Annotated in this window: 18 protein-coding genes; 14 read left to right on the top strand and 4 right to left on the bottom strand. The window is 43.4% G+C overall.

The genetic code is table 11. The features are described from left to right. The first annotated feature begins 23 nt into the window (after positions 1-23). Both LQZ07_RS07605 and LQZ07_RS07610 read left to right on the top strand, forming a co-directional pair. The gene (locus tag LQZ07_RS07605; RefSeq protein ID WP_194164059.1) at positions 24-1,412 is read left to right on the top strand and encodes a sensor domain-containing diguanylate cyclase; all 1,389 of its coding nucleotides are present in this window, start codon (positions 24-26) and stop codon (positions 1,410-1,412) included. Continuing rightward, positions 1,396-2,859 (top strand): nucleoside hydrolase, encoded by a 1,464-nt coding sequence (locus tag LQZ07_RS07610; RefSeq protein ID WP_152779855.1) that lies wholly within the window; start codon positions 1,396-1,398, stop codon positions 2,857-2,859. The genes LQZ07_RS07605 and LQZ07_RS07610 overlap by 17 nt, the downstream gene beginning before the upstream one ends. A 42-nt stretch (positions 2,860-2,901) precedes the next feature. On the opposite strand, the gene malE is transcribed toward LQZ07_RS07610, so the two are convergent. Further along, on the bottom strand, positions 2,902-4,080 hold the full coding sequence (gene malE / locus LQZ07_RS07615) for a maltose/maltodextrin ABC transporter substrate-binding protein MalE (RefSeq protein WP_194164058.1): 1,179 nt from the start codon (positions 4,078-4,080) through the stop codon (positions 2,902-2,904). A gap of 291 nt (positions 4,081-4,371) precedes the next feature. Between malE and LQZ07_RS07620 the strand changes: the two genes are divergently transcribed. Then, positions 4,372-5,403 (top strand): pentapeptide repeat-containing protein, encoded by a 1,032-nt coding sequence (locus LQZ07_RS07620; protein WP_152779851.1) that lies wholly within the window; start codon positions 4,372-4,374, stop codon positions 5,401-5,403. Continuing rightward, positions 5,400-5,651 carry a hypothetical protein gene (locus tag LQZ07_RS07625; protein WP_152779849.1) on the top strand — a complete coding sequence of 84 codons (252 nt, stop codon included), beginning with the start codon at positions 5,400-5,402 and terminating at the stop codon, positions 5,649-5,651. The genes LQZ07_RS07620 and LQZ07_RS07625 overlap by 4 nt, the downstream gene beginning before the upstream one ends. 158 nt (positions 5,652-5,809) lie before the next feature. Here the strand turns inward: LQZ07_RS07625 and LQZ07_RS07630 are convergent, their stop codons facing one another. Beyond that, a complete protein-coding gene (locus tag LQZ07_RS07630; RefSeq protein ID WP_152779847.1) occupies positions 5,810-6,085 on the bottom strand; it encodes a nitrogen fixation protein NifW in 276 nt (91 codons plus the stop codon). Between the two features lie 231 nt (positions 6,086-6,316). Between LQZ07_RS07630 and LQZ07_RS07635 the strand changes: the two genes are divergently transcribed. From LQZ07_RS07635 to LQZ07_RS07670, 8 genes are all read left to right on the top strand, one after another. After that, positions 6,317-6,475 (top strand): hypothetical protein, encoded by a 159-nt coding sequence (locus tag LQZ07_RS07635; protein ID WP_194164057.1) that lies wholly within the window; start codon positions 6,317-6,319, stop codon positions 6,473-6,475. Between the two features lie 204 nt (positions 6,476-6,679). After that, the gene (locus LQZ07_RS07640) at positions 6,680-7,645 is read left to right on the top strand and encodes a sensor domain-containing diguanylate cyclase (RefSeq protein WP_152779845.1); all 966 of its coding nucleotides are present in this window, start codon (positions 6,680-6,682) and stop codon (positions 7,643-7,645) included. Positions 7,646-7,781: 136 nt separating this feature from the next. Beyond that, positions 7,782-8,087, top strand: a complete 306-nt coding sequence (locus LQZ07_RS07645; RefSeq protein WP_152779843.1) for a hypothetical protein — start codon at positions 7,782-7,784, stop codon at positions 8,085-8,087. Between the two features lie 401 nt (positions 8,088-8,488). Then, the gene (locus LQZ07_RS07650; protein ID WP_227981102.1) at positions 8,489-11,311 is read left to right on the top strand and encodes a glycoside hydrolase family 9 protein; all 2,823 of its coding nucleotides are present in this window, start codon (positions 8,489-8,491) and stop codon (positions 11,309-11,311) included. Positions 11,312-11,377: 66 nt separating this feature from the next. Beyond that, positions 11,378-13,537: a cellulase family glycosylhydrolase gene (locus tag LQZ07_RS07655; protein ID WP_152779841.1), complete on the top strand. Its 2,160-nt coding sequence runs from the start codon at positions 11,378-11,380 to the stop codon at positions 13,535-13,537. Positions 13,538-13,974: 437 nt separating this feature from the next. Beyond that, a complete protein-coding gene (locus LQZ07_RS07660; protein WP_152779839.1) occupies positions 13,975-16,800 on the top strand; it encodes a glycoside hydrolase family 9 protein in 2,826 nt (941 codons plus the stop codon). A 153-nt stretch (positions 16,801-16,953) separates the two neighbouring features. After that, entirely contained in the window at positions 16,954-18,681 is a 1,728-nt protein-coding gene (locus LQZ07_RS07665) for a DEAD/DEAH box helicase (RefSeq protein ID WP_152779837.1), read from the top strand. A 137-nt stretch (positions 18,682-18,818) separates the two neighbouring features. Next, the gene (locus LQZ07_RS07670) at positions 18,819-21,551 is read left to right on the top strand and encodes a right-handed parallel beta-helix repeat-containing protein (protein ID WP_152779835.1); all 2,733 of its coding nucleotides are present in this window, start codon (positions 18,819-18,821) and stop codon (positions 21,549-21,551) included. A gap of 59 nt (positions 21,552-21,610) precedes the next feature. Here the strand turns inward: LQZ07_RS07670 and LQZ07_RS07675 are convergent, their stop codons facing one another. Next, entirely contained in the window at positions 21,611-22,210 is a 600-nt protein-coding gene (locus LQZ07_RS07675; protein WP_371923305.1) for a phosphoribosyltransferase, read from the bottom strand. Between the two features lie 93 nt (positions 22,211-22,303). Here LQZ07_RS07675 and LQZ07_RS07680 point away from each other — a divergent pair, with 93 nt between their 5' ends. Together LQZ07_RS07680 and LQZ07_RS07685 are read left to right on the top strand one after the other, a co-directional pair. After that, positions 22,304-22,873, top strand: coding sequence for a phosphoribosyltransferase (locus LQZ07_RS07680; protein ID WP_152779832.1), 570 nt, complete (start codon positions 22,304-22,306; stop codon positions 22,871-22,873). A gap of 174 nt (positions 22,874-23,047) precedes the next feature. Next, entirely contained in the window at positions 23,048-24,067 is a 1,020-nt protein-coding gene (locus LQZ07_RS07685) for an endonuclease/exonuclease/phosphatase family protein (protein ID WP_152779829.1), read from the top strand. 45 nt (positions 24,068-24,112) lie between these two features. Here the strand turns inward: LQZ07_RS07685 and LQZ07_RS07690 are convergent, their stop codons facing one another. Next, positions 24,113-25,837: a sulfotransferase gene (locus LQZ07_RS07690; RefSeq protein ID WP_152779827.1), complete on the bottom strand. Its 1,725-nt coding sequence runs from the start codon at positions 25,835-25,837 to the stop codon at positions 24,113-24,115. Positions 25,838-26,227 lie beyond the last annotated feature (390 nt).

The raw sequence follows: 26,227 nt of genomic DNA on the forward strand, positions 1-26,227 counted from the left end.
TGGTAATTTGGCTGGTTTTTACCATGACCTACAATCGCTATCAAAGCGAGTGGGGGACGCGCATTTCACATGCAGTGAGTAGCGCTCGTACTAATAGCAATGCGATTATCGATCTAGTCTCTCCTTCTGCCGCTGGTCTTAACTACACCAACATTAAGCTGGATTCAGCCTTAAAGCTCTATGCTGCGGCTGAGAACCTCTTGTTCTTTTCAGTAGAAGCAAAGTCAGACTTTTCAGCGAAGCGCTTTGGATTTTCTTACATTAGTGAATCCGGTGTTGTATGGAAAACCAACATAACAGAGCATGAAGTTGCTGCCGACGAAGCGAAGTTAGCTGAGTTAAAGCAGCGCCTTATGGAGGATGGTTCCGATCAAGTTAAGTTGACTTTTTTAATTGGTCGAGCCCAAGAGCGATTATTGCGTCACTATGTTGATATAGGTCGACAGGAAGAGTTTCAAGATTTATTCCCATTGCCGAATATTGACCAAGGTGGTTATCAGCTTAATCCACAAACTCAGCAATTAGTTTTGCACCTTGCATTACGTAATCAACAAAAAGGAAGTATCCATTTGTTCTACGATGCGAAGCACCTTTATCAACTGCAACGCGAGATCCGAACTCAGTTATTGAAAGAAGCCATCACTGCCATTTTGTTTTCAGTAATTCTGATTGTTTGGGCTAGCTGGTGGATTGTTCGACCAATTAAACGGTTAGCGACTGCCATGAGTGCTCATGTGGTAGATATTGATGTATCCAGTATGCCTGAACTTGCTCGAAAAGATGAGGTCGGAGTACTCGCCCGGAGATTTCAAACATTGGTACAAAGGGCCCAAGGACAGATTGTGGAGTTAGAGCAGCTCTCTGAGGTCGATGCGTTAACGCAATTAGGCTCTCGCTTCTATTTCAACGCCTGTTCAAACGATTATCTAAATCAAGCAAAAAGAGCTAAGCAGTGTTTAGGTTTTCTAATTTGTGATTTGGATAATTTTAAGGCTTATAACGATAATTTGGGCCATCCCGAAGGGGATAAAGTACTCAGGCGAGTCGGTTTGTCCATTCAATCAACGATGAAGCGAGATACCGACATGGCCTTTCGCTTGGGCGGGGAAGAGTTTGTGGTGTTGCTGCAAACCCAACAGGCTGATGACATTTACCCTATTGCGATTCAGTTGTGCCAGCAACTCGAAGGCTTGGAAATTGAGCACCCTCAAAATGCACCATATGATGTGGTAACTATGTCCATAGGAGTGTGTTTTGTTTGTTCAGATGACCTTCTTCAACTATCAGATATCGATCAGCTATACAAAGTTGCAGACCAGGCTTTGTATCGTGCTAAAGCTGCTGGTCGCAATGCTATCGAATTAACTCAATGGACTTCCCAGCAGGACTCTCCCGATGATCAAAACAGTTAAAAAGCAAGCGCGTATTTGGATAGATAGTGATATTACCCTAGGTCAGAAAAATAGCTTAGTCAGCTATTGTGATGTAGATGATGGGTATGCAATTGCAGCTTTGCTGCGCTCAGTTGAAGTTGATGTTGTAGGCATAAGCAGCACCTTAGGCAATACCGATAATATTGAAGTAAGCACCGCCGTTGCTGTCGATTTTCTTAAGCGATTTGGCCCAAACAGTGTTGTAGTTAGTAAAGGTGCAGCTAAACCTCTATCTGCAGTGACAGATATTCCCGAAGGCGTTAAAGCGATGGCTCAGGCTTTGGAGGAAGGTCCTCTTAAGATACTAGGGATTGGCGCGGCCACCAACATTGCTTTGCTGATTAAGCACTACCCTCAACTAATTAATAATATTGATGAAATCGTATTGCTAGCCGGACGGCAAAGCATGGATGACCATTTTGTTTCTGGTCATCATCAGCCCAAGCCGTTTCGAGATTTAAACTTTGAAGCAGATGTGGATGCATACAAGCTTATTTTAGATACTCAAATAAGCCTCGTTCTAGTCCCCTATGAAGCGTGTAAGCCATTTTGGATTAAGCAACATGATCTACTGGGTATGCTTAAAACCAGTAGAGTTGCTAGGTATTTGGCAGAAAAGTCAGAACCTTGGTTACTGGAATGGGAGTTGGTCTTTGGCGCTGGCGGCTTTAATCCCTTTGATCTAATTGCTGCTGCGTATCTCATTAATGGGGACTGGTTTAGCTCAGAGCTGTGGGATGCTGAAATTACCCAAGGCCCTAGTTATACAGAAAAAGGACAAGTTAAAGATTACCTTCTGTGCTCTAAGCATATTAAGTCTGGTCGACAGGTTCGTTATTGCACGGCAATAAGCGATGTGAGTAAAGGTATCTTGTTAGACAAAATTAAAGCCCATGATATGCAGCATTTTGTTTTAGGGATGTCTCATATCAATATTGTTGTGGATGATGTGGAGAAAGCCACCGAGTTTTATCAGTCTGCCCTAGGCTTTGAAATGGCGAGGGATGCTCAAGGGGAGTTGATGGACTACCAAGGTGTAACCATGAGTGAGTTTGCTTTGGACGCCGGTATTAGTGATGGAAAAGTGGATGTAGATGTACGTTTTTTAAAACATCCACAAGCTGGTATGTATTTGGAGCTAATGCATTATCGTTATCCTAAAGGTAACTCTAAACTACCACCACAAGCTAAAACCTACGATTTGGGTGGGCCCCGTCATGTTGCAATGGAAGTGAGTAACTGTAATGAAGTATTTCATTACTTAAAAGCCCACTCTGGAGTAACAATGATCAATACCAACAACAGCTATCATCCTGATAAGTTGGACGGTTTCCCTATTACTTTCTTTTATTGGATAGATCCCTACGGTGTGCAATGGGAGATGGAAGAAGGGCGTCAAATCGGCTTATCGCGGGGTATTGTTTAGTAAATTGACGAGGCTGAGTGAAAGCTCAGCCTCAATAGCTTTTTAACGAGTAATCCGTTTAGCGGCAGCATTTAGGGCCTTATCTACGGCCTGTCTACCGGTGGTGATGTTGGTGAGGCTAGTGGCCATAGCGGCCCAAAACTTACCCATTGCTGCAGCATTTGGCATAGGTTCACCTTGTGCTGCACTGGCATAAACTGCCTGTACTTTGGGGTCGTTAATTAACTCTTGCTGCAACTGCAAGTTTGCCATGGCACCAATGTCTCCGCTGCTAAACAGTAAGCGTTGGTTGTCTACATTCATTAAGTAGTAGTTTAGAAACTCATCTACCAATGCGGGTTGGTTAGTTGCGCTATTCACCATGGCGCTCCAAATGCCTACAAAGGCTTTGGCCGGCTTACCATTAATTTTAGGTAACGGCGCAACGCCAAAATCCATACCTACACTTTCCAACTCATCCCAGTACCAGGGTCCATTAATTACCATGGCCACCTTGCCTTTAACAAACTGCATATCCATGATTGAATAATCCGCGTTACGCGGCATTATTTGTTGATCGAGCATATCTTTTAGTAATTTGCCGGCATACATAGCGCTGGGATGGTTAACCCCGGTGTCTTTTACATCGTATTGCCCACCTTGCTTGCCGAACACATAAGCGCCATTTGCAGCAAATAGTGGCCATGTATAGTAGGTATTGTTGTAGTCCCACAAAATGGCTTTGGTTTGTTGCTGCTCTTGAAGCTGCTTATCTAGAGCGAAAATTTCCTCAAAATTAGTAGGAACTTCCTTAATTAGCGCTTTGTTATAAATCAGGCTTATCGCTTCTACGCCTATCGGGTAGCCGTAAATTTTGCCTTCAACTTTCACTGCATCCCAGGCGTAGTCTACCGCGGAATCTTGTAGCGCTTGGCTGGGTTTTAACTGTTTAATAAGACCAGCATTTGCCCAATCGCCCATTCTGTCGTGGGGCCAAAATACGATGTCTGGTCCCTCACCATTACGAGCTTGAATTTCAAAGTTTCCAGTGATGTCGACGGGTTGTTTCACCTCAACAATAATGCCGGTATCTGCGCTAAATTGTTTCGCAATAAGCTGCATTTGTTGGTGACTTTTGCCTGTCCATATAGTGAGCTCTGGCTGCTGAGTGTCGGCCTGCGCTAGGCTTGAAAACGCCGCTAAAGCACAGCTTAGCGTTATGCTGGTAATCCCTATTTTCATTATGTTTTTCCCGATAGCTTGCCGACTCAGCATTGAAAAAACATGAGTGATTTGCAAGAAAAAGCAAAGTGGCTATAGAGAAAGCTCACATTCAAGATTAACTTGTTGATAGATTTGCGATCTTAAGCTGCTTATTTAGAAACTGTTAACAATTGTGTCACTTTTCTTTACAAAAGCTGCGTTGTGGATTTTTGTTCAAAAATTAAACATGTTGATTTGTTTAACAATGTCGCTCTAGGTACCAAATATGCATTAAGTTATTAATTGTCATTATCAGTAAGCTTATCGTTCATGTTTAGCAAATTAAAATGGTGCTTACTTACCGTTTGGAACTGGGTATCCTCGCATCATGGAGTGCTCAGCTCGGCAGCAACGATTATTGCAGTTGTTTTGGCTTATGTGTCGCTTAAAAGCTCGGCAGATAACTTCGCCAAACAATTGGAAGAGCAAAAACGCGCGGCTCAAGTTGCCAACGTAGCGTATTTTGTGTCTGCGGTAAGTGATGCAATTGTAATGGCGAATACCGAGCAAGCGAGGTTAGAGCGGTTCATAGTTTCACGCTCGCAGTTGTTGTTTGAAAGCTTAAATTATCCACCTTTAATTGCCCAAGTGATTCAGTTTTTGGCCAGCAATGACTTGGCCTATTTATTCGATACCACTCGAAGTTTTGAAAACAAAAAATCACTTTCTTTGGCGGGAAAAGATTTAAGTAATGTTGAGCTCAAAAATATTACCTTTCAAACCACAACCCTATATTGCGTAAATCTTGAAAATAGTTACTTAGCTGACATCGCCTTTGATATGCCTGAATCAAGTTACGTTAATTTTCATAACGTTAACTTTAACAAGAGTAAGCTGCATGGCGCGCGGGTGTTCTGGGGCAATTTTGCTGGCGTATCGATTGAGCGATCGGGTACGGAGCTTGATCGAGCAGCTACTTTTATTGGCTCTAGTTTTATCTTTAGCAATTTACGTGGTTTGCGAATAAATAAATCTAGTTCACAAGAAGAGTCTTTGAGCTTAAGTCAGCAGCATGAGCAGCGTCAACGAGAGCTGGCGCAATTGGCTGGTATGTTATTGCAAACCCACTCCTTATATGGGTCGTTGATTGATAATGATTTAGCTGCTTTCATGCTGAATCAAAATCCTGCTAAGTACAAACAGTTAACAGATTTAGAGCACTTATTAGTCTTAGACTCGGTGGCAAAAAAGGATTTGGAGAGCCGCCGTAAAGACTACTTGGAGCAGGCTAAAACTGTAGCGAAAGAGCGAAACTGGAATAAGGCTTGGGCCACTAAATTAGAGCGATGGTGCGAAAAATGAATAGAATTGTCATTTATTTAGTCCCCTTGAGCTTCGCAGTGAATGCTGAATGTACCTTACAAGGTGACGTATACCCGGAAGGGGCCAAACTAGGTAATTTAGTTTGTAAAAGTGGAGAATTCACATCGATAAGATATGCGGAGCCAGTTGAGGAACCAGAGGAGCCTTTTATTAGTCGTAACGGCATACATGTTAGTGCGTCTCAAGAAACGGTTAAACAGCCCGAGAAATCAGGAGTAGAAGAATGAAGCTCTTACTTAAAGTTATGATTATATTAAGCTTTGTGCTTAGCTTTTCCAGTCGCGCTGATTGCGTACACGGCGGTAATGTGTACCCAGAAGGGGCGACCATAGGTAGCTATAAATGTGTAAATGGCTCGTGGGTGGGCAATTAATTTTACCTGTGTTTACCTACGTTCACAGGAAGTACAGCCGCGACAAGCAGAGCGGGTATGTTTGTCTAAACGCTCACGCTGAGTTTTGCAGTAAGCATTCTTTAAGGCTCGGCGTGCCGAAAACCAGTCATCTGCTTTACTTAAGATGAGGTTGCCGCCAAAACGTTTAACTAACAAGTCTCGACATTCATCAATAAAACCCTTATCAAAGTCGATTTCGAAGTAGCGCAATGCTTCTTCAATGCAAGTGAAGTTTTCAATTGTCTTGTTGATTTTGGTATTAGTCATGAATGAGTCCTAAGGCTTGGAGAATAGGCTAGCAAAATCATCGAGATCTTTTTTTGATGTGACTTAATTAAGCTTCGATTCAGCGTCTTTCGAAAAAACAGGATGACTTTGAACTAAACTCAGACTAAGTTGTTAAGCAATTGTTGCATTGGGCCCAAGTGATGAAATCTGCAATTCCGGTAATAATCTGCGTACTTATTTCAGCCTGTTCTAGCCAAGCTACCACGAGCAGTGGCGACAATAAGACAGAAGACAGAAGACAATCAAAACTATAATCAGGATTTGTTGGCATCTATCAAGCAATTTAATACCAACAAGCAAGGCGCTTTTCTTACCGAAGAGCAAATTGATATGTGGCAGAACTCTGGCTGCGGAGGCGGTCATAAATAGTGTTAACTAAAGAAACTCGTCTTATCCTCATCCCATTTACTTTTCCTATAGTAAATATTTCTTGCCAGTTGATCAGGCTTCAAGTCTTAGTTAACGATTATTGATAGCGGGCACGATAAGTACTTCTTTCATAAACTTTATTTATCAGCTTAGCTAAGGCCTTACTTAGCTAACTCGGTGAGTTTGGTTATTTTGGAGGTGTAGATGCCCTTAAAGCCCGCGATTGACCCAGAACAATGGATTTTATCCAACCCAAATGACCTAATATCTCTTACCAAATGGCAGCGTACAGTTAACTTGCTGGCTAAATTGTTTGATGCGCCTGCCGGCTTTTTAGTACAACACACACCAAGTGGTTACCAAATCACTATTGCTAGCGAGCAGAACACTAATCCCTACAGCGCGGGTATGGTGGTAGAGCCGCAGGCTAATATCTTCTGTCGCAAAATTGTTGAAACGCGTAAAAGCTTGTATGTGGCCAATGCAATGATAGATCCTTGCTGGGATAGTAACCCAGAGGTGCATGGCGATGGGTTTCGCTCATATTTAGGCGTACCGGTATTTTGGCCAAATGGAAAAGCCTTTGGCACTTTTTGTGTGATGGATTATCGAGAAACCAATTACGATGATACTTACTTTGAACTTATCGAGCAGTTAAAAGACATTTTAGAAGCCGATTTGTCTTTGCTTGAGTTGTACACTCATATGCAAAAGTTGGCGGTTACCGATCCTTTAACCGAGTTAAACAACCGCCGCGGATTTTGCTCATTAGCTCAGCAGCGGATCCGCTTAGCAAAACGCATGGGCTCTCGCTTGGGCGTATTTTACCTCGATGTAGACAAGTTTAAGCAAATTAACGATAACTACGGGCATGCCGTAGGGGATGAAGTATTAATTGATGTGGCTAAAGCGATGCACAAATGTGTACGTAGCTCTGATGTGATTGGTCGCATGGGCGGGGACGAGTTTGTTGCTTTAGTATTAATTGAGCATGATTCTGATTTTGATGCCATTGCCCAGCGCTTTACCGACCAGTTTGCTCAATACTCTGAGCAAGATTTACCCTTATACACAGTGGCCATCGGTTATATTGATGTCGACTTAAACATGGAGGTGGATGGGATATTGGCCTTAGCAGATCAAGATATGTATCAGCATAAAGTTGAGTAATTATTTGATTGTATTTTGACCAGTTAGCTTTGCTGGTGTATCATCGCGCAGCTTTAGAATTACTCACTAATTTTTGCCTGCACTAATGGTATGGCTGTTCGCCTCGGATGGCGCGTTTTGGCTATCGGAGATTTACTTGGAACAGTTTATTCAATTTTTGTATCCCTTCAGTTGGATCATTTCTATTTTGTCCTTCAGCCCGCAAATCATTCGCTTAATGCGAATAAAGGGCCCCGCTAAAGATATCTCGTTTTTAAGTTGGATAATGTTCCAATGTAATGCGGTATTAGCCTGGCCTTATACGGTGTTTGTAGTGGGCGATCCTCTGCTGTCGGTCACCACTACCTTGGTACTAACTGCCAACATTACCATGGTTATGGTATTGGTTTACAAGCGCATTAAGTATCGAGAAGTAGCAGTGGAAGAAGCCTTAAGTGCCTGATTTTATTTTCCTCTCTAAAAAAATATCGAAGTAAAAACTGCTTTTAAATGGGAATGACGCTGGTCTTATCAGTCGTCATTCGCGACCGAGCGCAACATTTTGTATGAAACAAGCCTGATTTTTTCCTTTTCATTTCATCACAAAAATCTTTTCCTTGATTAGTTTCATATTTGTCAATAAAGGCCTTGAGAACTGTTTTTTGCTTGCTAGTTTCATTATTGAGTAAAACCTCAAAGTAAGGTTTGCCAAAAATGGTGTGAGGCCTAATGAGAGCGTTCATGAGTTAGCATGGCATGGTTAAGCTCTTCGTTTGCAGCGGTTTACACACCAGTGTGCTTCTTACCTTCACAAAGATGAAGAGGAAGAAAATAGCTAATTTTGCAAATATAGAGAGATACGCAATGATGTTAAGGAAAACACTTCTCGCTACGGCGATGGTAACCAGTGCGGTGTCGGCGCACGCAGCCAATTATGGTGAAGCGCTACAAAAATCCATTTATTTTTACGAAGCTCAACAATCGGGAGTTTTGCCCGAATGGAACCGAAATGAATGGCGTGGCGACTCGGCACTTGGTGACGGTAGCGACAACAATGTAGATCTAACCGGTGGTTGGTATGATGCAGGCGACCACGTTAAGTTTGGCTTCCCAATGGCGTCTACCGCCACAATGTTGGCTTGGGGGGTAGTGGAATACCCAGAAGCTTATGCGCAAACCAACCAACTAGAACACATTAAAAACAACCTACGTTTTGTGGCCGATTATTTTGTTAAAGCCCATACCGCGCCAAATGAATTATGGGGCCAAGTAGGTAAAGGTAGCGTAGACCATGCGTGGTGGGGTTCTGCCGAAGTAATGCAAATGGAGCGTCCATCATACAAAATTGACGCGGCTAATCCTGGTTCTGATTTAGCGGGGGAAACCGCAGCAGCGCTAGCAGCCATTTCCATGGTGTTTAAAGACAGTGACCCTAGTTACTCGGCGATGTTGTTGGAGCACGCCAAGCAGCTTTATGCCTTTGCCGATAATTATCGTGGCAAATACTCAGATGCTATTACCGATGCAAAAGCCTTTTATAACTCATGGAGTGGTTATCAAGACGAGTTGGTGTGGGGAGCAATTTGGTTGTATCAAGCCACTAACGATGTTGCTTACTTAGATAAAGCCAAACTCGAATATCCTAATTTAGGCACCGAGGGACAAACAGAGTATCGCGCTTATAAATGGGGCCAAGCGTGGGATGATAAGTCTTATGGCTCTTATGTTTTGTTAGCTAAAATTACTGGCGAGCAAGTTTACCAGGATGATGCAGAGCGCTGGTTAGACTATTGGACCACCGGCTTTAACGGCGAAAAAATTACCTATACGCCGGGTGGCTTAGCCTTTTTGGATGTTTGGGGCGCAGCGCGCTATACCTCTAATACGTCATTTCTAGCGCTGATTTATTCCGACTTTTTAAAAGCCAATAACCTTGCAGCAGGCAAGGCGGAAACCTATTACAACTTCGCGAAGAGCCAATTAGATTACATTTTGGGTGATAACCCGCTAAACATTTCTTACCAAATTGGCTATGGCGATTACCACCCAACCAAACCTCATCACCGTACGGCGCATGGCGCCTGGGCTGATAGCTTATCGAGCCATCCAGAAGAAAACCGTCACTTGTTAGTGGGCGCATTAGTAGGTGGCCCTGGTGATGATGATTCTTATGCCGATGATCGTGGTGACTACTATAAGAATGAAGTTGCAACCGACTATAACGCTGGTTTCACTTCAGCCCTCGCGCGCTTATGGCTAGATCATGGTGGAGCGCCAATTGCGGAAGCTGATTTCCCGGCTAAAGAAGTGCGCGACACCGAGTTATTTGTTGATGCAAAAGTAAACTCAGAAGGGCCGCGTCATATCGAAATTAGCGCCCGAGTACACAACCACACAGCTTGGCCTTCTCGTGTTACAGATGACTTAAGTATTCGATATTGGGTTGATTTAACCGAAGTGGTTGCTGCGGGTTACACCGTTGACGATGTAACTATCTCAACGGCTTACTCACAAGGTACTGGTTATAGCGGTTTACACCCATGGGGGAATGATGGTGACAACATCTACTACGCAGATATTAGCTTTGCTGGTGTAGACATTTACCCAGGTGGTCAATCGCCATCGAAAAAAGAAGTGCAATTCCGATTAGCCTTGCCAACCAATACCAACGATCCAGATTGGGATAACGCAAACGATCCTTCTTGGGATAACTACACTAACGCACATGAATTGGCACCGAAAATCGCCATGTACGATGCGGGTGTTTTGGTGTGGGGCAGTGAGCCAAGTGCCGCTTGTGGTGGTGCCACCGGTATTAACTGTGCGCCAATTGCTCAAAATCAATCGGTAGATACAGCCTTTGATACTCCGGCTTCTGTCACCTTATCTGCTACCGACAGTGACGGTTCTATAGCTAGTTATGCCATTGCTAGCCAGCCAAGTCAGGGTACGGTAACGCTAACGGGTAATGTTGCTAGCTACGTACCTAATGCAGGTTTCTTTGGTAGCGATAGCTTCACTTTTACCGCAACTGATGATCAAGGTGAAGTCTCTCAAACAGCGACGGTAACGGTTGAAGTTGCTGCACCAATAATCCCAGCAGTAGCTATTAGCTCACCGGAGAACGGTACAGAGGTTAGCCCTAGCAGTGAGGTTGTGTTGCAGCTCGATGTTGCCAACGCTTATGGCGCTAATGTTTATCTTGATGGCGCATTAGCTGCCAACCGAGTTGGCAGTGGTGCGGTAACTATTAGCATGCCTGCTACAGAAGGTGCTGTGGCTATTTTGGTCATTGCCACTGATGAACAAGGAAGCGAGTTAAGCGCAGAAGCCAGCTTAAGCTTGGTGGTTAAGCAAGGTGCAGAGCCTCCAGTAGGTGATGGCTTAAGCTGTGAAGTAGGTAAAGCTGACACTTGGTCTACCGGCTTTGTGATTAACAGTATCACGGTAACCAATGCAGGCAGCGAAGCGGTAAGTGGCTGGAAAGTAAATCTAGTATTTACCGACCCAGTGAGACTTGCTAACGGTTGGAATGCCCAGCTAAATGCCTCAAGTGATGGTTTAGGTATTAGCGCTAGTAACGAGGTATACAATGGTCAGCTTGCGCCTAATGCCAGTGCCTCGTTTGGTCTACAAGGCGAGCATTCAGGCACCTTTGTTGCCCCTACCTGTGAAATTTTACCTTAGAACTTAACACCCCAAAGCGGCCTTAATTGGCCGCTTTTCTCATTGGGAAATGTTATGGAGAACATAATGAAAACATCTAAAACACTACTCGCTAAATGCGTGGGTTTTGCTGCGGCCTCGTTATGCAGCGCAAGTTTACTGGCGGCTCCGCTGCCTGGCGATGATTGGCTTCATGTAGAAGGCAATCAAATTAAAGATATGCAAGGCAATACGGTTTGGCTTACCGGGGCTAACTGGTTTGGCTTTAATACTACCGAGCGAGTATTGCATGGTTTGTGGTCGGTGAACTTAGAGAGCACCATTCAGGATATTGCTACTCGCGGTGTTAACTTACTGCGGGTGCCTATTTCTACCGAGTTACTTAAAGAATGGAAAAATGGCCAGTTTGTGCCAATTCAAGTGAATGCTTCAGCTAATCCAGATTTAGCGACCGCTACTTCATTGGAAGTGTTTGATGCCTTAATCGCCGCTGCTAAAGCGAGCGGTATGAAGATCTTGCTTGATGTTCACGGCGCCGAAGCCGATAACATGGGGCATATAGCGCCGCTTTGGTACAAAGGCGATATTACTTCAGAAGATTTTTATTCCACCTGGGAGTGGGTAACCGAACGTTATAAAAATGATGACACCATCATTGCCTATGACCTAGAAAATGAACCCCATGGTAACCCTCAGCAAAGTGCCGCTGGTGAGTTTGCCAAATGGGATGACAGTACCGATGAAAACAACTGGAAGCATGCCTGTGAAACAGTATCTAACCGTGTGTTAGATATAAATCCTCACATCTTAGTAATGTGTGAAGGCATTGAAGCGTATCCCGTGGAAGGTAAAAACTGGGAAAGCAAAGGTAAAGACGATTTTCACTTTAATTGGTGGGGCGGCAATTTACGTGGGGTACGCGAATTCCCGATTGATTTAGGCGCACGCCAACAGCAATTTATGTACTCACCACACGACTATGGGCCTTTGGTATTTGAGCAAGAGTGGTTCTATCCAGGGTTTAACAAAGACACCTTGTACCAAGATGTGTGGAAAGATAACTGGATGTTTATTCATGAAGAAGGCATTGCACCGCTGCTAATTGGTGAGTGGGGCGGCTTTATGGATGGTGGTCCAAATGAAGCTTGGATGGTAGCAATCCGTGATTTGATTATTGAGCATCAATTACACCACACCTTTTGGTGTATTAATCCTAACTCTGGCGATACTGGTGGCTTACTAGGCCACGATTGGACAACTTGGGACGAAGATAAATATGCTTTGTTTAAGCCTTCTTTGTGGACTAACGATGCTGGCAAATTTATTAGCTTAGATCATGAAGTTGCACTAGGAGGAGAGGGCAGTACTACCGGTATTAGTTTGAATGATTACTACCAAGGGCTAAATCCTTCGGTAAGCATCAATTCTCCGGCTGCAAACAGCATTGTGCTTACAGGCTCGCAAGTCGCGCTTGGTTACTCGGTGAACAAAGCGGCTTCGGTTAATATTTATCTTGATGGAAGCTTGGTGAAAAACGCACCTACTGCAGGTAGTGCTAGTATCACCGCTCCCGCGGCAGAAGGTGATTTCACCATCATGATTGTTGCTGTAGATAGCCACGGTACAGAGATGTCGGTAAGCGACAGCATTACTTTAAGTGCTCTGAACGAAGTACCGCTGCAGCCAGAAGTGAGCTTAAGTGCGCCTGCCAACAATACCAGTATTGAAGCCGGTAGTAGTTTTAGTGTGGTGGTAAGCTTAAAAGATGCCGCAGGGTTTGAAACTAACCTAGCCGGACAATTGCAATCGTTTAGTGGTACCAGCGGTGAGTTAACTGCGCCTGCAGAAGTAGGGGATTATACCTTAACGGTGACTGCGCAAGACGAGCAGGGGCAAAATCTTAATGCAACAGACAGTATTAGCTTAAAAGTTCTTGAACCGGCAGCAGCAAACTTGAGTTGTGAAGTTGGCGCGGCAGATTCTTGGGCTAGCGGTTTTGTGATTAACAGCATTACGGTTACAAATACCGGCTCAAATACTGTTTCAGCTTGGAACGCAGTGCTTGAGTTCTCGCAAAGCGTAACGCTAGTGGGTGGATGGGGCGGCGTGTTTAATGCTTCTGCCCAAAGTATCGAAGTTACCAATGAAGCATACAATGGCCAATTAGCACCAGGGGCGAGTATCTCCTTTGGTTTGCAAGGTGGTCATTCTGGTAACTTTGCTGCACCGAGCTGTCGTATGCGTTAGTAAGACCTTCAATTTATTGACTAAATTAGCAGTATAGCTGTAAAGCCCTCATTACAATTTGAGGGCTTTTTTACTTTTTTGGAAAAGGCTTTGTTTAGCCCTAGTGTTATATGCTGTTTGCTTCATTTTTTTCTTTGTTATTTAGAGGATAAAACTATCCTTCCTAAGCTTTTCACAGTTTCAGCTGCCGAGTATTTTTTAGCACTGGAAATAAAAAACTCTGACCAACTAGGGTAAGCTCTTGCGGGTTTACTGATGAATAACATATTTGTTGGTCATTTTAGAAACCTAAGCTTCAATAGCTGTGCGGTGAACTTGCACAACACCAATGGTTATTGGGCAAAGAGTTTAGTTTTCGGTAAACGGCATTACTTCTTACTGCTACAAAGAATGGCTGAAGAAGGATTACGTTCTAAATTTTTGTGAGATAACTAAAGATGTTAAGGAAAACCTTACTAGCAAGCGCGATCATTTCCAGTGCAATGTCTGTTCAAGCAGCAAATTATGGTGAAGCGCTACAAAAATCGATTTATTTTTATGAAGCCCAGCAGTCAGGGGGATTGCCTAGTTGGAACCGTACTGAATGGCGTGGTGATTCTGCGCTAAAAGACGGTAGCGATAACAACGTAGATCTTACCGGTGGTTGGTACGATGCAGGTGACCACGTAAAATTTGGTTTTCCTATGGCGGCCACTGCCACCATGCTTGCTTGGGGGGTAGTTGATTACCCACAAGCTTACGAGCAAACCAACCAGCTTAAACATATCAAAAACAATTTACGTTTTGTGGCCGACTATTTTGTTAAGGCTCACACTGCGCCTAATGAGTTTTATGGCCAAGTTGGCAAAGGTAGCGTGGATCACGCTTGGTGGGGCTCGGCCGAAGTGATGCAAATGGAGCGTCCTTCATACAAAATTGATGCAGCTAACCCTGGCTCTGATCTAGCAGGTGAAACGGCAGCAGCGTTAGCGTCTATTTCGATGGTGTTTAAAGATAGCGACCCAAGTTATGCGGCTATGTTGTTAGAGCACGCCAAGCAGCTGTATTCGTTTGCCGATAACTACCGTGGCAAATACTCAGATGCAATCACCGATGCCACCGCTTTTTATAACTCTTGGAGTGGTTATCAAGATGAATTGGTGTGGGGTGCCATTTGGTTATACCGCGCAACTGGCGACGACAGTTACCTAAATAAAGCTAAAACAGAATACGGCTCTTTAGGTACTGAACCGCAAACAGATACGCGTTCTTACAAGTGGGGCCAAGCGTGGGATGATAAGTCTTACGGCGCTTATGTTTTAATGGCAAGCCTAACTGGAGAAGCACAATATCAGGCAGACGCAGAGCGTTGGTTAGATTATTGGACCGTTGGCTACAATGGTCAAAAAATTCGTTACACGCCAGGTGGCTTAGCGTTTCTAGATACTTGGGGGGCTGCACGTTATACCTCAAATACCTCTTTCTTAGCTTTGGTGTATTCTGATTACCTTAAAGAAAACACCAACAAAACCGCTAAAGCCGATGTGTATTACAACTTTGCTAAAAGCCAGCTGGATTACATTTTAGGTGATAACCCGCTTAATATTTCTTACCAAATTGGTTATGGCGATTATCACCCAACCAAGCCGCATCACCGCACTGCGCATGGTACTTGGAATGACAACTCTGGCGATCCAGTAGAAAACCGTCACTTATTGGTTGGTGCATTGGTTGGTGGCCCTGGCTTGGATGATTCGTGGGCCGATGATCGTGGCGACTACGTGAAAAACGAAGTGGCAACCGATTACAATGCTGGCTTTACTTCCGCGCTAGCGCGCCTGTGGCTTGACCATGGCGGTGATCCAATTGCAGAAGCAAATTTCCCAGCTAAAGAGGTTCGCGATACCGAGCTATATGTAGAAGCTAAAATTAACTCACAAGGCACTCGCCATATTGAGTTAGCGACTCGGGTACACAACCATACTGCGTGGCCTTCACGGGTAACCGATCAATTAAGCTATCGCTACTGGGTAGATCTAACTGAAGTGTTTGATGCTGGTTACTCGGTTGATGATGTACGTTTATCAACAGCTTACAGCCAAGGTTCTGGGTATAGCGGTCTACACGCTTGGGGCAATAACCAAGACAACATCTATTACGCTGAGATTAGCTTTGATGGCGTAGATATATACCCTGGCGGTCAATCCGCTTCTAAGAAAGAAGTGCAGTTCCGCTTATCGCTACCAACCAATACCAACAACCCTGACTGGGACAACAGTAATGACCCATCTTGGGAAAACTTTAGCAATGCATACAAGCTAGCAAGTAACATTGCTTTGTATGATAACGGCGAGTTGGTATGGGGTAATGAACCATCGGCTGCTTGTGGCCCAACTACCGGCATCAACTGTGCGCCTATTGCGCAAAGCCAAAGTGTTAGCACTGAGTCTGACACTGCTGTGTCTGTTGAGCTAAGCGGCAGTGATTCTGATGGTGATGTTGTTAGTTACGAGATAGCCTCTCAGCCTGCAAACGGCTCGGTTAGTCTTAGTGGTAAATTTGCAACCTACACACCTAATACGGGTACATTTGGTAGCGATAGTTTCACCTTCGTGGCGATTGATGACCAAGGTGCTAAGTCAGCAGAAGCTAAAGTCACAGTTACAGTTGCAGAACCGATTGTACCTGCAGTGGCAATTAGCTCTCCTAGCAATGGCAGTGAAGTTCGACCAGCCAGTGAAGTTCAGCTTCGTCTTGATTTAGCCAATGCTTATGGCGCGAATGTATACGTAGATGGTGCATTAGCAACCAGTCGAGTTGGCAGCGGTAACGTATCACTGACAATGCCAGAAACAGAAGGGCAGGTAGTGATTGTAGTAATTGCTACTGATGAGCAAGATGAAGAATTATCAGCAGAAGCTAGCTTAAACTTAAATGTTAAAGCGGGTGAACAGCCTCCTGTAGGCGGTGGTGATTCTGAGCTTACTTGTACTGTTGGTGAAGCCAATGTTTGGAATACTGGCTTTGTATTAGGCAACCTTAAGGTGACTAATGCTGGCGGCGAAGAGGTAACCGGGTGGAAAGTTCACCTAAGCTTCCCTCAACCAATTAGTTTGGTAAATGGCTGGAATGCTAAATACCAAGCCTCAAGTGATGGTTTAGGTTTAACTGCTGTGAACGAAGTTTACAACGGTCGTTTAGCGCCTAGCCAAAGTACCTCATTTGGTCTTCAAGGTGGATACAACGGAAGCTTTGAAGCGCCAAGCTGTGAAGTGTTACCTTAGTATTTATACCTTTTGAAAAAGGCGGCTCCGGCCGCCTTTTTTAATGCCAATTTGGTAGCCGCTTTATGAAACAAAGAAATAATCACTATAAAGCACACCGGCTTAAACATGGCATAATAAGCCGATTTTTAACTAGCTTAGGGTTAACAAGTAATGTTTCAACTGCGCGACTACCAGCAAGCCTCGGTAGATGCCGTTCTCGCTCACTTTCGAAAAAGTGACGATTCCGCTGTGTTGGTACTACCAACTGGTGCCGGGAAAAGCATCGTGATTGCCGAACTTGCGCGTTTAGCGCGTCACCCTATTCTGGTGCTAGCCCATGTCAAAGAGTTAGTCGAACAGAATCATCAAAAGTTTAAAGATTATGGTTTTGAGTCCGGCGTTTATGCCGCAGGTTTAGGCTTAAAACAATACCAGCTTCCAGTTACCTTTGCCAGTGTGCAGTCTTTAAGTCGCAACCTTGAAGCTTTTTCCGGCTACTACTCTTTGCTGGTGATTGATGAATGTCACCGGGTAAGCGAAGACGATGACAGCCAGTATCAGCAAATTATTCAGCATTTAAAGCAACAAAACCCCCAACTAAAAGTGCTGGGTTTAACGGCTACTCCGTATCGTTTAGATAGAGGGTGGATCTACCAATATCATTATCACGGCTATGTACGTGGCAGCGACCAAGCTTGGTTTAAAAAATGTATTTACGAGTTGCCGATGCGCCATCTCATTGCTAAAGGATATTTAACTAAGCCGCTGGTGGTGGATGCTCCTGCGGCGCGCTATCAATTTGATGATTTACCGCAGCAATACAGCGAGGCACAGCTCGACCAGTTTTTAGCTGCTTGCCCGCGAGTTACTCAAGCCATATGCAAACAGCTGGTTAAATTGGCAGAGCAGCGTAAAGGCGTAATGGTGTTTGCAGCTTCGGTTAACCATGCCAAGGAAATTGCACACTATTTACCAGAAGGGCAAACTGCGGTCATCACCGCTGCTACCGCCAATGCTGAGCGAGACAGCTTAATTGAACAGTTTAAGCGCCAGCAGCTTAAGTTTTTAGTGAATGTATCGGTGTTAACTACGGGTTTTGATGCGCCGCATGTGGACTTAATTGCTATTTTGCGGCGCACTGCTTCGGTAAGCTTGTATCAACAAATCGCCGGCCGAGGTTTGCGTTTATTCAAAGACAAAACCGATTGCCTAATTGTTGATTATGCGGGTAATAATTACGATCTCTATCAGCCAGAAATTGGCGAAGTAAAACCCACCCCTAACAGCACATTGGTGCAAGTAAGTTGCCCGCAATGTCAATTTGCCAATATGTTTTGGGGCATTACCGATAAAGATGGTGATGTTATTGAGCATTATGGTCGACGTTGCCAAGGGTTAGTGGCAGACCCAGACGAGCCAGCAAAACACACCCAATGTACTTACCGCTATAAATACAAACAATGCTCACAATGTAATGCCGAAAACGATATTGCAGCACGGCAATGTCAAAGCTGTGGCTTTCAATTAATTGACCCAGACAAGCAGCTTAAAGATGCGCTGCAGTTAAAAGATCGTAAAGTGTTAAGGTGCAGCGGCATCTCGGCTAGCTGCGATGGCAATAAACTTAAATTGGTTTATCACGATGAAGATGGCGCAGAGCTCAGCGAATCCTTTAACTTTAATTACGCCAAAGCCAAGCAACAATTTAACGCTGTGTTTAGTCGCCGAGTTTCTGAGCAAGCAGCTCTTATTAACGATGCAAAAGAAGCAGAAGCACTAATAACAAAACTTGTATCCCCCGATTTTGTTATCGCTAAAAAGCAAAAGCACTACTGGGTTATTGAGCACCGAATATTTGATTATCAAGGTAATTATCGAAAGGCAAATCAGCAGTATTAGACACGTAAAAAAGCTAAGACGTGAATATCCTACAAATGGGGTATTGATTTACATCATACTTAATCATAATTTAGCTCGACTGATTTTGACTAAATCAATAAACTCCATCAACTTCAATAACTAACAAGGATGTTAGCGTGTTTAGTTCTCACTCATCGTTCAAATTCTCACTTATAAGTTCTCTTATTCTACTTACCACCGCCTGCGGTGGTGGCGGTGGTGGAGGAAGCGGCACATCTATTTCAACGCCAAAAGTTTCAGCTGATCTACTTATGGAAAAGTATGATGGCAGCACCAAAAGTGCTTCGCTAACTTCTGATGACATTTACCCCACGCTGCAGTACTTGTTTGAGGGGGATATCGATGCTCTCTCATTAAGTGCAAGAAAAATGCAGTCTTTACAAGCTAACGGCGCTAGATCTAAAGAGGTGGGGGCTAGAGCGTCAGAAACTCAAAGTTGTGCTTACGGTGGTTCTCAAACTATTTCGGAGAACCTAAATCAAGAAACTGGTGTTGGCAAACTACAAGTAAGCTATAACAATTGTGATGATGGCTCAGGCGTGCTTTCTGGTCGAGTTGTCACAGATTACCACAAGTGGGATTTGAGCAGCTACGAGCCAGTGAATTTCGACATTTACTATGAAGAACTTCGGTATCAGATAGGAGCTGAATTCACTTTGCTTAACGGTATGGTCAAGGTGACTGGAGCAAACACCTGTGAAGAGCTTGTCAATTCCAATATGCTGCTTGAAACCGATAAAATATCTATATTAGATAAAGATTTAAAGGTTACAACCCAGTCTTGCATTGATGAATATAATCAGCAGCTTATATCGGGAAGGATTTATTTTTCTGACAAAGGCTACTTGGATTTAGTAACTCCAGAACCTATTGTACTAGATTTTGAAGACAATCTACTAAGTGGAGGGCTAACCATAACTAGTGAACATAGTGAAATAGTACTCAATGCGAATAACAGTTATGTGCAAGTTTCAGTCGATAGCAATCGAGATGGAGCTTTTGAATTAGAAACCAATGTTCCCTCTTGGTATTTAAACGACCAAAGTTATAGCGATATAGCAGATGATGACGACGATGGAATTCCTAATTCTTGGGAATCAGTTAATGGCTTAGATCCTCAAATTTCTAACGAAGGTACTGATTCTGACTTAGATGGATTCACGGATTATTATGAATTTTTAGCTAACAGCGATCCAAATTCTAATTATTCCTTTCCTCTTTTTTATTTATCAATGAGTGTTGATACTTATCAGATGTATGTAGGGGCGCCTACTGAGGTGAATGTGTATCTGGCTGGCAACATTGAGCCAGGCTTACTCTCGGCTATGTCAGATATCTCCATCTCCATACCATTGCCTTCTCCGCATACATGGTCGGTAAACAGTAGTCCTTATGGTTGTACTATCGAAGATGGAACAACGGCAACACAAGTATTAATTTGTCCTCATGTAGATTTATCTAACTTTCCTAACCATTACCGAGATGATCTGTTCGTAAGTTTAACGTTGACGGCTAATCAGGCTAATACTATCGTCGCTCAAGCTCAGGTTGATATTGATTTTCCATTTGATCAACACGGCTTTGGTTTCGAGTTATACCCAAAGCGTAGTGATCTAGCCTTTTGGACTTCAGATATATACTCTGGTTATGTGTTGGATACACTTGAAGATGGTTTTAGTCATTCGATATTACTAAACCAAGATACTCGAGAGTATATGTCAATAGATAAAGCTAATGTCTTGGGAACTTTAGTAGATAATCAAATAGGGGTTACTATCACCTCGGTTACGACTGAGTATTCCAGTGCTCGTTGTAGTGTAAACGCCTCTGGATTTAGTTGTTACGATGTGGACTCTTGGGACCCTATCAATGTTCAATTTAGTAAACCAACCGAACAAGGTAAAGTGGAGTTTAACCTCGAAGTTAACACGGTGTACCCGCATAATGTTGTGCAGACAACTGCCGCAACAATGGACTTTTCTTTTGGGCAGGATATGTCTGTATTACAAGCTATTGTCGATCAAGCTCCTGACAGTGAGGTTTTGGTTGAGCCGGGAATTTATCTAGGCAATCTATCCATTAACAAGCCTATGGCTCTTACAGCAAATGGTAATGTTGAGTTATGGCTACAATCCCCTATTATTGATTATTCGGCTTTCCCAGCAATAAGAAGTTCTGAGTATTTAAGCCTTGATGGGTTTGATGTTTATTTAGATCAGGAAAATATTGAATTTGAAAGTGGCGCTTTAAGGAATAATAAGTTTTATTTTGATGAGCATTCAGGCGAGATTGTTTACACCAGAGGTGATCTGTTGTTTTTGTCAAACAAGGTACTAAATAGCTCTGGAGGGGGGCAATATTATAACCTTGGGCTAATTCGTTCTAACCGGGACACAGTGATCGATAATAATTTGTTTAGTTTTGCTCTAGATAGTCATGTTGCTCTTTGGCGGGGCAACGGAGCTAATAGCAATAACGCAATAATTCGAAACAATACCATAGTTAATGTTCCGTCTATCGTAGACTATGCATCTGACACCCCCGTTATTTTTAAGAATAATTTGGTTGTGAGTTATACAGGGCCCCTTTATAACGATGAGTACTTTTTAAGGTATGTTAGTGATGAGAATAATATTCTTCCAAATCGTTACTCTGAATACGCTAATGCCAACAACATTTTCACCGACACTCCTGGCATAGACCCAGAAGACAGCTATCGTTTGTTACCTGATTCGATTGCTATTGACAACGGTTTAGACTTGAGTGATTCGATTACTACCGACCTAGATGGGAAGGCTAGGCCAAGTGGTAGTGCCTTTGATATTGGTGCTTACGAATATCAGCACTAATTTAGCTCCGATTAAAAATAAAGCGGCTTAGTAGCCGCTTTATTTTTATCTGAAGAACTTTACCCCAATAATTCCGGTTTAATCAGTGGCGCTACAAAGCCCTTGTGTTGCCGTATTTCTTCTAAGCTCAAGCCGGTTAATTCATAAGGGAAGACCAGCCATTGCTCGGTTTGGTGTAGGCAAAAATCGGGCTTTAATGATGTTTGGTTAAACTTAGGTCTCTCCCATAAGGTGGCAATTTTAACTTGGCTAGGCATATTGCGTTTTAGCTTCGATTTTAAACGTTTAATCACTGCTTCTACATTGTGGCCACTGCTAAACACGTCATCCACTATCAATAAGCTATCGTCAACGTTTAGGTTTTCCAGTAAGTACTGAATACCATGAACTCTTATTGACTCGGGCTCTTGGAGTATTTGATGATAATTGGCTTGCCCTTGATAGGAGGTGCGAACCGATATATGGTCGGTTTTAACTCCTAAGGTTTGCAAACACTCTTGCACGTAAATGCCTACAGCACTGCCCCCGCGCCACAGGCCAACGATAAAAGTAGGGCGAAAACCACTCTCGAAAATATGCACAGCTAGACGAAAGGAATCTTGAATCAAGCTGTCTTCATCTAAGTAGTGCTTTTGTAGTTGGGTTGTCGGCTGGCTCATTGGCATGAAAAGTGTCCTTGAGTTTACGAGTTCTATAATGATAGTTTTATACTACACCTTTGACCAAAAGGTCAGTTTTAATCGTAGGTAATTATGAGCGACAAACTTTACATCACCGGGCAAGAGCTACTTGAAGACTCATTTCGCTTGGCCGAAAAAGTATTGGCAAGTGGTTTTAAACCTAGCTTTATTATTGCTGTGTGGCGCGGCGGCGCACCGATTGGTATCGCGGTTCAAGAGTTTTTGGCTTATCACGGTATTGCTAGCGATAATATTGCCATTCGCACATCTTCGTACGCTGCAGCGATAGATAATCAAGCAAAGCAGGTTAAGGTATTTGGGCTCAACTACTTGGTGAAGCATGTACAGCAGCATGACCGTTTGTTGATTGTTGATGATGTATTCGATACCGGCCGCTCTATTGAAGCGATTATTAATGAGCTGAGCCGCTTAGCGAGGTTAAATACCCCCAGTGATATTCGAGTTGCAGTTCCGTATTTTAAGCCAGAGCGCAATAAAACCGACCGAGTGCCAGATTACTATTTGCATGAAACCAAGCAATGGTTAAAGTATCCGCATTCTCTTGAAGGCTTAAGCCCAGGGGAGATCGCCGAGCGTAGACCGGAGTTGTATCAAATAATTAAAGCGCATTTGCCTAAGTAGCTAACTCATGAGTGCTAGATTTTGTAGGCAAAACATTTGGCTCCTAAGGCCCTATACCGCTTAAAGCTTGCTATAATTTTGGCCTAAAAACAAAATCATAAATCCGCAATAATAAAACTGCTAAATTGCACCATACTTGCTTAATGAGAGACTACTAATTAAGCGGAGCAGACCATGGCAGTGAAATTTTCTGTAGCAACAGCGAATACTTTAAACCTCAATAGACCCAATTTACCTATGTATAGGGATCGACAAGGTTGGTTGCCAAACGAGTACGACAATAAGGTGCGTTGGTTAGTAAATCAGTTGCAAACTATTGGTGCGGATTTATGGGGTTTTCAAGAATTGTGGCATGCCGATGCTTTATTGGATTTGTTCCAAAATGCTGGGTTAGATTCTCAATATCAGTTACTGGTGCCCGATGGACATCAAGGTAAAATTGCTTGTGCAGCAGCAGTGCGTAATGAATTGCTGGTAGGGCAAGCGGAGTGGATTAGTCAGTTTCCGGCAAGCTTTAAGTTAGCCAGCCAAGGGGATGATGCGCAAACCGGCGCCTTAGACTTAGATATCAATAGCTTCTCTCGCCCGGTACTGCATTTTCAAATAAAGCCTCATGCCGATGAGGAGAATGTACATGTATATGTTTGCCATTTTAAGTCGAAACGGCCTACACGAATAGATAATGAAGATTGGTATGACGATGCGCAGCATAAACCGCATCGTAATGCCTTGGGTTATGCCATCTCTACTTTGCGCCGCACCGCCGAGGCTGTAGCGTTAAGAATGATCTTAACTGAGCAAATGAAACACACCGATACGCCAGTGATTGTGTTAGGCGACTTGAATGATGGCCAAGCCAGCAACACCTTGAATATTCTTACCGAGCAACCACGCTTTTTGTTAGACGGAGATGCGCGAGGAGGGGCCGATAACGCCTTGTATTCAGCGGGTACCATGCAGCAATATCGTAGTCAGCGTGATGTTTATTACACCCATGTGCATAATAACCAGCTTGAATCCTTAGACCATATATTACTCAGTGAGCAGTTCTACGATAAAAGCCGAGATAGAATTTGGGCCTTTAAAGGTTTAGAGGTATTTAACGATCATTTAAACGATGAGCATTACGAGCAACTAGGTGCTACAGACCACGGCATTATTAAAGCAAATTTTGTTTATAAGCCTTTAGATTAAACCAATTTTAGGGGGCTTAAGTGCAACGCTAAGCCCCCTAAAGCTCTATTGGGGGGCGTCGTGCTGGTAGCCAAACTGTTCAATAAACTCGGCCACCTTGGGAATGTGTGGTTGCAAGAATTGTTGGTAGTTAAGCCACTTGTAGCGTGACTCTGTATAAATCGGTTTAACTACTTGGTTACTTGAGGCAGACATAACAATTTTTTGTTGGGCGTGTTTCTCAAACTCTAAATAGCTACTGTTTGCAGACATACCGAGGAACTCAAACACTCTGCTGGCTTCTTTCTCTACATCTTCAACTAAGTCTTCATAACGTACAAAATGAATATTTAAGGCTAATTCAGCTTGGTAGCGATTAAACAGCTTGAATACTTGCTGGTAGCGCTTAAAGCAATCGCCTAGTTGGTTAAGCCAGGCTTGCTCTTGGTTATTGGCTGAGTTTTGCTGAAAGTTACTTAAACATGTGTCGATTGGATGGCGTAAACAAAAGATAATCTTCGCTTTAGGGAAGAGCTGCAAGATGAATGGCAGATCTACCGTATAAAGCGGAAACTTGTCCACAATAAGACTATTGGCCTGCGGAGCCAAACCTAAGCTTTGGATGTAGCTAAAGTATTCCTCCCGCAATTGTTTTAACTCATCTTCTGTTAGTGTGGCTAGATCTTGTGGATAACGTTTATTAAATTGGCTAGTGATGCTTTGAGTTAAATTATAAATAGAACGTGTTTCACTTAAGGCGACAATGTTCGGCTGAGTATCTAATATGTTCTCCAGCAGAGTCGTGCCAGAGCGATTAAAACCCATCATAAACGCTGGTTGTGGTTGGTTGGCTTCAGTTTGTTGTTTGATGAAAAACAAGTTTAACTTTTGAAATTCTGCCACTTTGTCTGTGCGCGTTTGCCCTTGAACGCGTTGGTGATTCAAACTCGCCATGGCCGAAAAATCGGCAAAGGCTGCAGAGTAGTCTTTCTGTTTATCGAAGGCCTCTGCCCGCAGTTTAAAAGCCGCCTTTTGGCGCATAAAGTCGAGACGGTCAATAAGTTCATCGCTCAACAACTTTATAACGTGTTCGCTGTGACCGTCCCTTGCGCTTAGTTCTGCCTGATAAAAACTTATCCAAGCTTTATTTACAAAATCAATTTGCGCTTGCTGCAACAATTGTTCGGCTTGTTGGTGCTCGCGAATGAACATTAGGGTGTCTATGGAAAATTCTAGCTGCCACTCTTCTACAAACTTGCTGTGGCTCAATAACTCTTCAATTAGGCGTAATATGAGCGCTCGTTGATTTTGACGTTTAGCGCTAGAGATGAGTAATGCTTGAGCTGGTGCAAATTGCCCTGGCCACGTTTTCATTTTTTCTGCCAAGCTGCTTAAATCTTGATATCTATCTTCTTCTAAGTAGCACTCGCCCAGAGCTGCAGCTACATCGGCATTATTTGCCTCACCAGTTAAGCTAAAGCTTTGTTCAAAATGCTCAATTGCCGATGAAAACAAGCCAAGTAGTTTTTCTGCCTTAGCCATGTTTTTGTAAGTGGCGCTTCGTTGTTGTTGGTGTTCGCATAGCGCTAATAAACTTTTATAGCTGGCTAAAGCACGCTCTAGTTTCTGCTGTTGAAAAAGTACATACGCCTCTAACTCTAGGCTTTTATAGTCTTGCTGAGACTTAAGCTTATTGATTTTGCCAATGGTAGATAAGGCTTGGCTATATTTACCCGCTTGTAAGGCCTTTACGGCTTTTTCCATAATGGCGTGGCGCATCTCAGGCTTCATTAGTGCTTCCTATCATGTCGAGCGTTTACTTGTTTGGCATTACTTTAAAGCAAAATAACAGTTTTTGATGCGTAGTTTATCGCAGTGCTAAAAGCCAATGGTGTTTCATGAAGAAGTGTTAGCTAGCGGTTAATTTCATCATTGAGCTGCCCAAGCTTGGGGAGTTGCGGCAGTAGCCTACTGCACCAACTTGTTGATTGGCCTTTATTGGTGCAATTATCAACATCTCGGTGCAAATCCAGTTAAATAAACACTTTTTGTTTTGCCACATTGTATTTGAAAATCAGGCTGCAGTTGCCGTGGTGTTAGGGTTTTGTGTGTTTTTTGTGTGTTTTTTGTGGCGCTTGGCTTAACAATTGCAATTTCCCCTTTGTAGGTCAGGGACAGGCC

This window comes from Agarivorans sp. B2Z047 (assembly GCF_023373605.1).
GTDB classification, from domain to species: Bacteria; Pseudomonadota; Gammaproteobacteria; order Enterobacterales; family Celerinatantimonadaceae; genus Agarivorans; species Agarivorans albus.

Coding starts and splice junctions, on each gene's coding strand:
- LQZ07_RS07605 (WP_194164059.1), top strand. CDS start 24: ATGACCTACAATCGCTATCAAAGCGAGTGGGGGACGCGCATTTCACAT.
- LQZ07_RS07610 (WP_152779855.1), top strand. CDS start 1,396: ATGATCAAAACAGTTAAAAAGCAAGCGCGTATTTGGATAGATAGTGAT.
- malE (WP_194164058.1), bottom strand. CDS start 4,080: ATGAAAATAGGGATTACCAGCATAACGCTAAGCTGTGCTTTAGCGGCG.
- LQZ07_RS07620 (WP_152779851.1), top strand. CDS start 4,372: ATGTTTAGCAAATTAAAATGGTGCTTACTTACCGTTTGGAACTGGGTA.
- LQZ07_RS07625 (WP_152779849.1), top strand. CDS start 5,400: ATGAATAGAATTGTCATTTATTTAGTCCCCTTGAGCTTCGCAGTGAAT.
- LQZ07_RS07630 (WP_152779847.1), bottom strand. CDS start 6,085: ATGACTAATACCAAAATCAACAAGACAATTGAAAACTTCACTTGCATT.
- LQZ07_RS07640 (WP_152779845.1), top strand. CDS start 6,680: ATGCCCTTAAAGCCCGCGATTGACCCAGAACAATGGATTTTATCCAAC.
- LQZ07_RS07650 (WP_227981102.1), top strand. CDS start 8,489: ATGATGTTAAGGAAAACACTTCTCGCTACGGCGATGGTAACCAGTGCG.
- LQZ07_RS07655 (WP_152779841.1), top strand. CDS start 11,378: ATGAAAACATCTAAAACACTACTCGCTAAATGCGTGGGTTTTGCTGCG.
- LQZ07_RS07660 (WP_152779839.1), top strand. CDS start 13,975: ATGTTAAGGAAAACCTTACTAGCAAGCGCGATCATTTCCAGTGCAATG.
- LQZ07_RS07665 (WP_152779837.1), top strand. CDS start 16,954: ATGTTTCAACTGCGCGACTACCAGCAAGCCTCGGTAGATGCCGTTCTC.
- LQZ07_RS07675 (WP_371923305.1), bottom strand. CDS start 22,210: ATGAGCCAGCCGACAACCCAACTACAAAAGCACTACTTAGATGAAGAC.
- LQZ07_RS07680 (WP_152779832.1), top strand. CDS start 22,304: ATGAGCGACAAACTTTACATCACCGGGCAAGAGCTACTTGAAGACTCA.
- LQZ07_RS07685 (WP_152779829.1), top strand. CDS start 23,048: ATGGCAGTGAAATTTTCTGTAGCAACAGCGAATACTTTAAACCTCAAT.
- LQZ07_RS07690 (WP_152779827.1), bottom strand. CDS start 25,837: ATGAAGCCTGAGATGCGCCACGCCATTATGGAAAAAGCCGTAAAGGCC.